Genomic DNA, 12135 nt, shown 5'->3' on the forward strand with positions numbered 1-12135 from the left:
ATAAAATGTTAATTAAGTTAGGTTTAACGGCCTAGTTGGGTTCGGAATTTACTTTACTCTTATGCTCCATTCAAAATCCATCTCAGAAACCTGCTCTCCTTTTTCGTTTATTCCGATCGATTTCATCCAGAAAGTCTGCCCTTCGCCTGTTGCTATGGTTTGCTTGATGGCTTCTTCGATAAGATGTCCGTCTTGGCAAGTAAAAAGAATGCGTCCCGTGGCCTTTTTCGTAAAATTTCCTTTATTGTTGGCAACAAGCATAGAAATCTTCCTGTTGCTTTTCTTTATATGATACATTACCAATGCTCCTGTAGTCAATTCTGCCGCCATTGCCTGAACCGCAAAATACATCGAATTAAAAGGATTCTGGTTGATCCAGCGGTGCCTTACAGCAACCACGCATCGCATGCCATCAATTTCCTTGACTCTTACACCACACAAAAATGCTGAAGGCAATTTAAAAAAAAGAAACTTATTGAGTTTTCCGGCCGTAAATTCCATGATTATATTTTTCCGAAATATAGTAAATATAATGGAATGGGGTAAATAATTAAAAAAGCGACTCCAGTAAATCCTACACCAAAAAGCCTTAAAAACTATATTAACCACTAGAAAACAATACTTTAGTTTATTTTCTAATATTTTACGCTTGTTAATTTTTTGTTAAATATTAGTACTATGTAAAACAAGATACTGTTTTTTAGCCATATATTTGCATAGGATATTATTATATACTTTTAATCATGGAAACATCAAATCAAAAAACAACAGCCGCATTAGTGCATTTAAGTACGTTAACACAATACTTTATTCCCTTTGGAAATTACATATTTCCGATCATCATTTGGGGAGCAAGTAAAAAAGATTCCGACTATATAGATCATCATGGAAAGCAAGCCATCAACTTTCAGTTAAGCCTGCTTTTATATACCTTGATCCTAAGTCTAATCGCCATACCCATCTTCGTCTTTACCATTTTTAAAAACATTCCTATGAATGCTATCATCGATGGAGACGATTTTATTATCGAGAATTTCAGCCTTGAACATATTACAGGAATCGTAGTCGTTGCCATAACAGCAGTAGTTTTGTTCTTTACCTTAAAAGTGGCCGAATTCTTCTTAATCATTTATGCCACAGTAAAGGCGGCAAACGGAGAACGATACAAATATCCGCTGACAATCAACTTTATCAAAACCACAGACGAAAAACAAAACGTAAAAACAGAAGCTCCACAGGAACCAGAATCATCAATCAATCATCAATCAGAAAACGAAACAGTTTAATTATTGAAAAGCCATGAGAAAATTATAATACCAGGACTAATCACCCTAAACAATCATCAATCATCAATCAAAAAACGGACATTATGTTAAAAATCATCATCACAGCAGCCATGACCTTGGCAACGCTAGTAAGCAGTGCTCAGGTTTCAGAAAGCAGAAAAATCAATGATTTTTCTAAAATAGAAGTAGAATCGGGAATTGAAATGACCTATATGGAAAGCGACGAAAATTCAGTAAAAATTGAGACAGACAGTAAAATTGATCTCGCTAATGTTATTACTGAAACAAACGGAAAAACGTTAAGAGTTTATTATTCCAAAAAGAACAAAGCAAATGCAGAAGAAACCATTTTGAAAGTTTTTATCGCTGGAAAAAATGTAAATTCATTCAAGGCATCGTCAAAATCAAAAATTATTTTTGATAGACCAATCACCGCCGACGATATACACATTGACATTGCATCGGGTTCTTATTTTAGAGGAACTGTTTTAGCGAATTCAAAGACAACAGTATATGTTAGCTCTGGTTCTGTTTTTAGCGGTAAATTTGAAACGGATTATTTTAAGGGAAGCTTTAAGAGTGGCGCCACTGTAAGCCTTACAGGATCAGCCAAAAAAGCAACGATCAACACAAGTTCTGGAGCTTATTGTAATGCCAAAAATTTCTTTGTAGACAACATGGAAGCCACAGCAAGAACCAAGTCTTCAGCTTTGCTGAACGCAAAAAAAATAGACGCGAATGCAACGGATGCCTCCTCAATAACCTTTTTCGGAGAACCGGAAAATTTAAAAACAGGAAAAGATTCTTTTGCAATCGTTACTAAAAAACCTGCAAAACCTGTACAAATAGCAATGGAGTAGATCATGAATAGAAATCAAAAAAACACAGTTTATTAAAAATTTAAACGCACATATATGAACATTGAAAACACTAAAGCCCAGATGCGCAAAGGAGTGTTGGAGTTCTGTATCTTATCGGTCTTAAAAGAAAAAGATGCTTACACTTCTGAAATACTAGACACTTTAAAAAACGCTAAATTGCTTGTCGTAGAAGGAACTGTTTATCCGCTACTAACAAGACTGAAAAATGACGGATTGCTCAACTATCGTTGGGAAGAATCAACCTCGGGACCGCCAAGAAAATATTACGGCCTGACAGAATTAGGAAAACAATTTTTAAAAGAATTAAATGGCACATGGACAGAATTGTCTGATGCCGTAAACATAATAACCAGCCAAAAATAATCATCATGAACAAAACAGTAAATATTAACTTAGGAGGTATGTTCTTTCACATCGATGAAGATGCATATCAAAAATTAAATCGCTACTTCGATGCTGTAAAGCGATCCTTATCAAACTCTACTGGAAAAGACGAGATAATGAAGGATATCGAAATGCGAATTGCTGAATTGCTGACCGAAAAAAACCGTGGCGATAAACAAGTCGTGGGAATCAAGGATGTTGAAGAAGTAATTACGGTAATGGGACAACCTGAAGATTACAGAATCGATGATGATGGAGCTCCAGAACCTTCTTATAACTACAGCACATCTGCGAAAAAAAGCAGAAAACTATATCGCGACAAAGACAATGCGATGGTTGGAGGTGTTTTATCCGGATTTGGTCATTACCTGGGAATTGATGCTTTATGGCTAAGAATCATCATGGTTATTCTTCTATTAGGTTTTGGTACAGGTTTTTTAATCTATGTCATCCTATGGATCTTGATGCCAGCGGCAAACACTACAACTGAAAAATTAGAAATGACCGGCGAGCCTGTTACGATTTCCAATATCGAAAGAAAAGTTCGTGAAGAATTCGAAAATATTTCAGACAAGTTCAAGAATGTCGACTATGACAAAATGGGAAACCAAGTTAGAAGCACAGGCGAAAAAATCGGAAGCAGCCTGAGCGATGTCATCCTAAAGATATTTTCAATCTTAGGAAAAGTTATCGGTGCATTCCTTGTTGTTTTTGCATCCGCAACGCTTGGATCCTTAATCATAGGAGTAATCACGGCAGGATCCATCTCAATGGTAGACTTCCCTTGGCAAAGCTATATCGATAACTTTACAGATGTGCCACTTTGGATAGTAGGAATGTTGATTCTAGCTGCTATCGGTATCCCATTTTTCTTCCTTCTGATTTTAGGTCTGAAATTGCTGATTACAAACATGAAGTCTATCGGAAATCCTGCAAAATATACGTTGCTTGCACTTTGGATCATCTCAATAGGAGCTTTGACAGCATTAGGATTGCAGCAAGCCACAGAAGTAGCTTTTGATGCTAAAGTGGTCCAGAAACAAAAAATTGACCTTAATCCGAATGATACGTTAAAAATCAAATTCACCTACAATGATTATTATGCAAAAAGCATCTATGACACAGAAGATTTTGAGTTTGTGCAAGATTCAACAAACACATTATTGATCTATTCTAATAATGTAAGTCTTCGTATCATGAAAACGGATGAAAAAACACCATACCTCCAAATCGAGAAAAAAGCAGAAGGCAAATCATTCGCAGTAGCAAGACAAAGAGCAGAAAAGATAAAATATAATTTCAAGATTGAAGGAAATCAACTAATTTTAGACAATTATCTGCTGACAGACATCAAGAATAAATACCGCAATCAAGAAGTAGAAATCTTCTTATACCTTCCAGAAGGAACGTATTTTAAGCCAGACATGTCCGTTCAAAATTATGACCACACCGACGACGGTTTCTTTAACCTATGGTTTGATTCTGATATCTATGTCTACAAAATGGAAGCTTCGCAAGTAAAATGCTTGAATTGTCCTCCTGAGGCGGGTGAAGGAGCAGGTGAAGAGGTAGCGTATGGAGTAGGTGCTGAAGACATGAATATAGAAGCAAATGATTCTACTAGTACAACTGTAACAATTAACGAAAAAGGTGTACAAATAAAAGAAGGAGCAAACGCTCAACAAAATAAAAAAGTAAAAGGCTTAAAAATAGATAAAGACGGAGTAATCATTAAAACCAACTAATTATGATTCGAATTATAATTTATTTTATGAAATTAATCGTAGCTCTCTTAGTTTCGTTATTCTTTACATCGTGCCAATTCACGACTGGAAAATCGGTAACCGGAAGCGGCAATATCACTACTGAAACTCGAAACGTCGGCGAATTCAAAGGCATCAGCGTAAACAATGCTTTAGAAGTAGAACTAGAACAATCCGATTCTTTTGGAGTAACTGTAGAAGCAGATGACAACCTGCAGCAGTACATCACTACAAGAGTAGAAAATGGAATACTCATCATAGAAACAGATGTCAACAATTTTAAAAATGTAGAAGCAAAAAGAATAAAGGTAAAAATGCCTATCATTTCGAGCCTTGAAGCTTCAAGCGCTTCATCAATCAAAAGCGTCAATACTTTAAAGACCGAAAAGCTTTTGGCAGACGCGAGCAGTGCTGCAGAAATCAACATCGACGTAGAAGCTGATGACTTGATCTGCAACAGCAGCAGCGCCAGTTCTGTCAATGTTAAAGGGAAAGCCCTAAAATTCAAGACAGAATCATCAAGCGGAAGCGACATAGAAGCCCAAGGATTATTGGCGAATGACATTACTGCAGAGGCTTCAAGCGGCAGTACTATCAGCCTCCATCCGATCCTGACACTAAATGCAGATGCTTCGAGCGGTGGTTCGATTACCTACAATACAGTTCCTCGAGATAATCTGACTCAAAAGGCAGACTCTGGCGGTAGTATTAGCAAAAATTAATAATCAAAAATCCCGATAGTTTTATCGGGATTTTTTTTAATCCACATTGCAATCTTTATTTATATTTGTGAAACAATCCTGACACAAATGAAAAGAGTAATCCTACTTGCCGTTATCCTCACAACTGCTTTTTCTTTTGCACAGAGCAAGGAAAAAATAAAAGGCACCAAAACAGTAACTATCGCGCCACGAGAAATCCAAAATTTCGAAAATCTTGAAGTCGAAGACAACATTGAGATTTTTTTAGTCAAAGGCGACAACAATGCATTAGAAATTGAAGCCGATGAAAATCTCCACGAAGTAATCGAATCCAGCCTTAACGGTGGAACATTACGACTAACGACAACAAAAAACGTGACCAGCTTTAAGAAATTGAGCGTAAAAGTAACGTATACCGATGATTTCAAAATGGTTACTGCCAAAAATGAAGCGACAATTAATGCACTTTCTGATATCGAATTAGACAATATCACTTTCAAGACATTTGATTATACCAAACTTTTCCTGAATGTAAAATCAAGGCTGTTTACCATTTTTGCCAACGACAAGTCGAAAGTAGAATTGAATGTCAAATCAGAAACTGCTGCAGTTGAATTGAGCAAAAGCGCAAACATGAAAGCGTTGATTTCTTCCGAATCGTTGAAATTCGATATGTACCAAAAATCTACTGCCGCTATCGAAGGCGATATCTTTGACCTGAAATTAAGATTAGACAACAATGCTAGTTTTACAGGAAAAAACCTTAATGCTAAAAATGCTGAAATCACAACTGAAGCCTATGCAACCGGAAGTATCTTGGTCAGTGTAAAAGCACTTATAGATGCTGGAGGAAAATCAGAACTGCAACTGTATGGCGACCAAAAAATTGAGATCAAGAATTTTTCAGACAGTGCTGTCATCATGAAAAAGCCCACAAAGTAATTCCTTTTATAAACTAAAAATCCCAAGCTTTTACTTGGGATTTTTTATATCTATTATTTGCAGAAATTTATTCTAATGTTGCCAAATAACGTTCTGCGTCCAAAGCCGCCATACAACCGGTTCCAGCCGCTGTAATTGCTTGACGATACTCTTTATCTTGAACATCACCGGCAGCAAAAACACCTGGTAAATTGGTTTTAGTAGTTTTACCGGCAGTTATCAAATAGCCCGTATCATCCATATCCAACTGTCCTTTAAAAATATCTGTATTTGGCTTGTGCCCGATTGCTATAAACAATCCAGTAATGGCAATTTCAGATTTTTCGCCAGTAAAATTATTTACCATTCTCAAACCTTCAACGACTTGATCACCGATAACCTCATCAACTTCTGTATTAAAAAGCACTTTTAAGTTTGGCGTATTTTCAACACGATGCTGCATGGCTTTAGAAGCTCTCATAGCATCTTTTCTGACTAGCATGGTTACACTTTTGCAGATATTTGCTAAATACGTCGCTTCTTCTGCAGCTGTATCCCCTGCTCCAACAATAGCCACGTCTTGATTTTTATAGAAAAAACCATCGCAAACTGCACAAGCCGAAACACCGCCTCCACGCAATTTTTGCTCGCTTGGCAATCCAAGATATTTTGCAGTGGCACCTGTAGAAATAATGACAGTCTGTGCGTGAATTTCTTTATTCCCGTCAACAGTAACTTTATGCCATCCTCCTTTTTCCTTTGAAAACTCAACAGCCGTTGCCATTCCGATTCTTACTTCTGTACCGAAACGCTCCGCTTGTTGTTGCAATTGCACCATCATTGTCGGTCCATCAATACCTTCTGGATAGCCTGGGAAATTATCAACTTCTGTCGTGGTAGTTAACTGTCCTCCAGGTTCCATACCCGTATACATGACAGGTTTCATATCCGCACGAGCGGCATAAATTGCAGCAGTATATCCAGCAGGCCCAGAGCCTATGATCAAGCATTTTATTTTTTCAATTGTATCAGACATAATATATAGTGAGTTTGTTTTTTTTCCACCGCAAAAGTACATTTTTATTGAAAGATTAAATGCAAAAACAGATTAGTTTTAACTATTCAAAAATAATATTCTCCTATTTCATTTTTACTGTTGCAAAATAAAAATATAGTCTTATATTTGCACTCACATTTTCGGGGTGTAGCGTAGCCCGGTTATCGCGCCTGCTTTGGGAGCAGGAGGCCGCAGGTTCGAATCCTGCCACCCCGACTTAAGAGGACAAAGTGAATTTAGTTTCATTTTGTCCTTTTTTATTTTCTTGTAATTCGCAATAGCTGCAGGTGTGTCTATGTGAGTTTAGTTTTGTTTTGTTTTTGTCCTGGGCCTGCCCAGCATCTGCAGAATGGATTCATAATATTCTTCAATCGGTTCTAGTCCGACTTCCTTTCTTCTTTTGTCTACTTGTTCTGGATCGGCAAGATCAACTGGATAGATGATGTTGTTTTTGTCATCAAACAGGTTGCCTTGTTCGTTATAGGTAGGCTGGGTGCCATAAAGTTGCTTTCCTCCAGTGTTCCGCTGTACGCGGTCATACAGGTAGGCATAATCCTTTCTTGATATATCTCCTTTTTTGGAAAGTTTGTCCAATATCGGAAGCATGGCAAGCTGAAAAGACGTATCCATATCGGCGTGCTGTATGAGTACGAAAAAATGATGGGAAGCATCTTCGCCTACCATTTTTTTGGTCGGATAGCCGAATTTTCCATAGATATCCTTTGAGAATTGTGCGCCCCTGAGATAGATTGCCTTTTTTAGGGAATCCTGCTGCTTCAGGCTATCCTGAGGTGCATTCCTTTCATACATTGCCTTTAGCTTGAGCTGAACGGACTGATCTTGTTCATATAGGCTGTCAATGGTTTTGGCGAGCTTGTAATCCTCCTGTGCAGCTGCACGGATAGAAAACAAGCAGAAAATTAGCAAGCAGATTTCTTTCATGGTACAAACATAATCGTTCACCACCCTTTGATAATTGTATAAATGGAAACTACACAATCTTTTTTGGAATCTGATACCTTATTCGTTTATTTGCATATTGACAGAAATCACAGAAAACTCCTTAAACAATTAGTATGTCAGGAAACAGAAAACTCACGGAATTAACAATAGAAGACCTAAAGATAAAGCAAAAAAAGATTTAGAAGCTTTGTAAGCATCCTAAGTGTTGTGACGTTACTTGCGTTAATCACTTTCGTCTATTTCGCGATTAAAAGCAATAACTATAATTTTCTTGTGCTTTTAGGCTATTGCTCCATTGCCCTTTTGCTTTGTATAACAATCTTAAAGCAAGTCGAAACTGAAATAAAATCACGAAATTCAGACTAATATTTTTTGTTTTGTTCAATTGGACAAGGCTGAAAATTACTGTTTTGGCAACTAAAATCGTTGATTATTTAGCAGATGATTTGTATTTTTGCATTAATAATTAAAATTATTTCCTCAGTGTGAAAATTAATTTCTTCCGGATACGATAAACTGCAAGTTGCAATAGCGACTGCATAGTTATTAACTTCTAAGAAAGAAATTATGCTTATTTTACACAATATCTCCTACTTACATCCCAGTAAGAATTTGCTTTTTGCTGGCATTAACCTAAACATAAACAATCACGATAAAGTAGCCTTAATTGGCAATAATGGATCTGGAAAATCGACACTTCTTAAAATTATAGGAGGAGAATTAGAATTTTCTAGCGGACAATTGCATCTTAATTCCAAGATTTATCATATATCCCAGATTTATGGGCAATATGATGAACTTTCTGTAGCCCAAGCATTGAAAATAGAGGACAAACTAAATGCTTTAAAAAACATTCTCAATGGCAATGTTACAGAAGAAAATCTGACGCTACTCGATGACGACTGGACAATCGAGGAACGTTGTGCTGAAGCACTTCAATATTGGGATCTTAAATTAGAATTAACTCAAAAAATGAGCACTTTAAGTGGCGGCCAGAAAACAAAAGTCATGCTCGCTGGCATTTCAATCCACCAGCCTGACTTGGTATTGATGGATGAGCCCAGCAATCATCTTGATGCAGCAGGAAGAGAATTATTATACCATTTTATCCGCACTACATCTGCCAGCCTGCTTATCGTAAGCCACGACAGAAAACTTTTAAATCTTGTCAACACTATTTGCGAGTTACAAAAAGACGGAATTACAATATATGGAGGCAATTATGATTTCTATTCTGAACAAAAAATAATAGAAAACAATGTCCTAAATAACGATATTCGAGCTAAAGAAAAAGAACTGCGAAAGGCCCGTGAAAAAGAAAGAGAAGTAATGGAGCGCAAACAAAAACTAGATGCTCGAGGAAAAAAGAAGCAGGAAAAATCAGGTGTTGCTCGCATAGTGCTGAATACTTTAAAGAATAATGCTGAAAACAGCACGTCGAAAATCAAAGGAGTTCATAGTGAAAAAATTGGCGAAATAAGCCAAAACTTAAAAGAGCTGCGTTTCTCACTTCCTGCCATCGACAAAATAAAAATGGGATTTACTGATTCGCCTCTGCATAAAGGCAAAATATTATTTTCTGCCAAAAGCATTAATTTTAGTTATGATGATCATCTGATCTGGAAGGCAAATCTAAATTTTGAAATTCTAAGCGGTGAACGGATTGCAATAAAGGGATCAAATGGTTCAGGAAAGACTGCGCTTGTTAAAATAATTTTAGGCAAGCTGGAAGCGACTTTAGGAACTGTTTATCATGCCGACAAAAAATCAATTTATATTGATCAGGATTATTCGTTAATAGACAATTCTTTAAGTGTTTATTTACAGGCGCAGCAATTCAATACTTCAGGTCTACAGGAACATGATATCAAAACCAAGCTTAACAGCTTTCTGTTTACAAGAGAAGATTGGAACAAGCCTTGTAATGCCTTAAGTGGCGGCGAAAGAATGCGGTTGTTGCTTTGTTGTCTTACGATAGACAATCAGCCTCCTGATCTTATCGTACTTGACGAGCCTACCAATAACCTTGACATTCAGAATATCGAGATACTCATAAACGCAATTAATCAATACCAAGGAACATTACTGGTAATCTCACATGACAATTCTTTTTTAGAACAGATCAATGCTGGAACTATTCTTTCGTTAGATTAAATAGGCTGCTGCCTAAAAATTATAGAGCCGGAAATTCTCCGGCTCTTTAATACTTGAATGTTTTGACAAAATACTTAATTTTCTTTCTGACAGTGATTGGAAACAGATATCAAATTCTGGAAACTTCCACTCTATTTCTTTTCTTTCTTCCATCCTTCCGGAACCTTCAGAAATAAACTAATTCAACATTTTTTTGGGTCAACAATAGCTTCGAATACTTCATCTACCGGTTTCAGTACCTAAATTGAAGCCTTGCTTTCAAACTCGCTTGTTTTCATATTCTTTTGATTGCTATTTCACTTATTATTGGACATCCCAGTTTCTCTTTAAAGAAAAAATGACGTTATTCTCATTATCTTCATCTTTCCTGTCTTTTTCAAGAACAAAGAAATGTTTTTTTAAAAGTTTTTTGGAACGCTCATTTTCTTTATGCGTATACGCCTCGATTTTTTTAAGTCCGAGCGTCACAAAACCATATTCCAAAACAGATTTTACCGCCTCGCTCATCAATCCTTTTCCTTGAAAAATAGGATTCATTTCATAACCCAATTCTCCTATTATTTTATCTTGAGTTAAATTCCAAAGACAAATCGTGCCAATCAGATTGGAACTGTCTTTTAACGAAATGGCCCAAAATACCGAACTCCCGTTTTCAACATTCTGCTGTATCCTTTTTATAAATGCATTAGCATCTCTGTTATTCGCAGGCCTCTCTCTTTCAATATATTGATTTACGCTATCATTACTTCGGAGCAAGAAAATAGCCAGCTCATCCGTTTCTTCTAGCGGACGTAAGCGCAGTCGTTCTGTTGCTAATATGGGGAAAGTGGGCAAATTACTTTTTTTCATGTTTCCGTTTTTCTTCCTTGAAATATAAAGCTTATTTACAACAAAGAATGCTCTTATCAAAGAATTTCGATTTATGCTTTGAAATAGGCTCTTAAACATTTCCAGAAAAAACAAAAACCACTCTCAATATAATTTCTATTTTTGCCAAAAGAAAACATAACACAACCCATATGCTCATTATTGGAATTGCCGGTGGAACCGGAAGCGGAAAAACAACTGTAGTTCAACAAATTATGAACGAGTTGCCTCAGACTGAAGTTGGAATCATCTCTCAAGACTCATATTACAGAGAAAACCACAATCTTAGTTTTGACGAACGAGCCCTTATCAATTTTGACCATCCAAGAGCTATCGACTTCGAATTGTTAGTGGCACAGCTGAAAGACCTAAAAGCAGGAAAGAATGTTGAGCAACCTGTCTATTCTTTCGTAACGCACAACAGGACAGAAGATACGATCAACACGCATCCTAGAAAAGTAATGATTGTGGAAGGTATCTTAATCCTTGCTAATCCTGAACTTCGCGACATGTTTGACATCAAAATATACGTACATGCCGATTCAGACGAGCGCTTGATCCGACGACTCAAACGAGACATTGCCGAACGAGGCCGCGATATGGAAGAAGTCCTAAACCGTTACCAGACCACACTAAAGCCGATGCACGAACAATTCATAGAACCGACCAAAGCTTTTGCTGATATCATTATTCCAAATGACAAATACAATACCGTAGCAATTGATGTAGTCCGGGCTGTTATTAATCAGCGTATTTTATAATTTAATTGCCTAATTTTATAGAATAGAAATTGCAGATGAAAAACCCATTCAAAAATATTACCAACCGCTATCCTTTTCTGAGATTCCTCGGAAACAGATATGTATTGGTATTGGCGCTTTTTATCGCCTGGATGGTTTTTCTGGACAATTATTCTTTTCTTGACCACCGAATCCTTAACAAGGAAATAAAAGAACTCGAAGACAACAAAAAATACTATCAGGACGAAATAAAGCTGGATGAAGAAAAAATAAAGCTTCTTAAAAATCCGGATCAGATTGAAAAATATGCTCGCGAAAAATACTATATGAAACGCGACAGCGAAGACATCTATATTATTGAATTTGAAGAAGATTTGCCCGAAGACGAACAAAGCAAATCATTATAATATTTTTTGAA

13 protein-coding genes and 1 tRNA gene are annotated in these 12135 nt (G+C 36.7%); 10 read left to right on the forward strand and 4 right to left on the reverse strand.

Annotated features, from left to right (window positions below):
• Positions 1-48: 48 nt before the first annotated feature.
• Positions 49-501, reverse strand: a complete 453-nt coding sequence (locus CLV94_RS02725) for a DUF4442 domain-containing protein (RefSeq protein ID WP_121374917.1) — start codon at positions 499-501, stop codon at positions 49-51.
• A 242-nt stretch (positions 502-743) separates the two neighbouring features.
• Between CLV94_RS02725 and CLV94_RS02730 the strand changes: the two genes are divergently transcribed.
• The 6 genes from CLV94_RS02730 to CLV94_RS02755 all read left to right on the forward strand — a co-directional run bounded on the left by CLV94_RS02730 (position 744) and on the right by CLV94_RS02755 (position 5957).
• Positions 744-1286, forward strand: coding sequence for a DUF4870 domain-containing protein (locus CLV94_RS02730; protein ID WP_121374918.1), 543 nt, complete (start codon positions 744-746; stop codon positions 1284-1286).
• Between the two features lie 83 nt (positions 1287-1369).
• Positions 1370-2146 carry a GIN domain-containing protein gene (locus CLV94_RS02735; protein ID WP_121374919.1) on the forward strand — a complete coding sequence of 259 codons (777 nt, stop codon included), beginning with the start codon at positions 1370-1372 and terminating at the stop codon, positions 2144-2146.
• Between the two features lie 54 nt (positions 2147-2200).
• Complete coding sequence (locus CLV94_RS02740) at positions 2201-2530, forward strand: PadR family transcriptional regulator (RefSeq protein WP_056069700.1); 330 nt, start codon at positions 2201-2203, stop codon at positions 2528-2530.
• A gap of 5 nt (positions 2531-2535) precedes the next feature.
• Positions 2536-4296 carry a PspC domain-containing protein gene (locus CLV94_RS02745; protein ID WP_121374920.1) on the forward strand — a complete coding sequence of 587 codons (1761 nt, stop codon included), beginning with the start codon at positions 2536-2538 and terminating at the stop codon, positions 4294-4296.
• 2 nt (positions 4297-4298) lie between these two features.
• Positions 4299-5036 carry a head GIN domain-containing protein gene (locus tag CLV94_RS02750; RefSeq protein WP_121374921.1) on the forward strand — a complete coding sequence of 246 codons (738 nt, stop codon included), beginning with the start codon at positions 4299-4301 and terminating at the stop codon, positions 5034-5036.
• Positions 5037-5123: 87 nt separating this feature from the next.
• Positions 5124-5957: a GIN domain-containing protein gene (locus tag CLV94_RS02755; protein WP_121374922.1), complete on the forward strand. Its 834-nt coding sequence runs from the start codon at positions 5124-5126 to the stop codon at positions 5955-5957.
• Between the two features lie 67 nt (positions 5958-6024).
• Here the strand turns inward: CLV94_RS02755 and trxB are convergent, their stop codons facing one another.
• Positions 6025-6972, reverse strand: coding sequence for a thioredoxin-disulfide reductase (gene trxB, locus CLV94_RS02760; protein ID WP_121376213.1), 948 nt, complete (start codon positions 6970-6972; stop codon positions 6025-6027).
• Between the two features lie 162 nt (positions 6973-7134).
• Here trxB and CLV94_RS02765 point away from each other — a divergent pair.
• A tRNA-Pro gene (locus CLV94_RS02765) sits at positions 7135-7209 on the forward strand.
• Positions 7210-7296: 87 nt separating this feature from the next.
• Here the strand turns inward: CLV94_RS02765 and CLV94_RS02770 are convergent.
• On the reverse strand, positions 7297-7935 hold the full coding sequence (locus tag CLV94_RS02770) for a DUF6624 domain-containing protein (RefSeq protein ID WP_121374923.1): 639 nt from the start codon (positions 7933-7935) through the stop codon (positions 7297-7299).
• A 588-nt stretch (positions 7936-8523) separates the two neighbouring features.
• Between CLV94_RS02770 and CLV94_RS02775 the strand changes: the two genes are divergently transcribed.
• A complete protein-coding gene (locus tag CLV94_RS02775) occupies positions 8524-10110 on the forward strand; it encodes an ABC-F family ATP-binding cassette domain-containing protein (RefSeq protein WP_121374924.1) in 1587 nt (528 codons plus the stop codon).
• A 303-nt stretch (positions 10111-10413) separates the two neighbouring features.
• Here CLV94_RS02775 and CLV94_RS02780 read toward each other — a convergent pair whose 3' ends face one another.
• Complete coding sequence (locus CLV94_RS02780; RefSeq protein WP_121376214.1) at positions 10414-10959, reverse strand: GNAT family N-acetyltransferase; 546 nt, start codon at positions 10957-10959, stop codon at positions 10414-10416.
• A 170-nt stretch (positions 10960-11129) separates the two neighbouring features.
• On the opposite strand from CLV94_RS02780, the gene udk reads away from it, so the two are divergent.
• Together udk and CLV94_RS02790 are read left to right on the forward strand one after the other, a co-directional pair.
• Positions 11130-11738, forward strand: a complete 609-nt coding sequence (udk, locus tag CLV94_RS02785; RefSeq protein WP_121374925.1) for a uridine kinase — start codon at positions 11130-11132, stop codon at positions 11736-11738.
• Between the two features lie 35 nt (positions 11739-11773).
• Positions 11774-12124, forward strand: a complete 351-nt coding sequence (locus tag CLV94_RS02790) for an FtsB family cell division protein (protein ID WP_121374926.1) — start codon at positions 11774-11776, stop codon at positions 12122-12124.
• Positions 12125-12135: the final 11 nt, after the last annotated feature.

This window comes from Flavobacterium endophyticum, from assembly GCF_003634455.1.
Taxonomy (GTDB): domain Bacteria; phylum Bacteroidota; class Bacteroidia; order Flavobacteriales; family Flavobacteriaceae; genus Flavobacterium; species Flavobacterium endophyticum.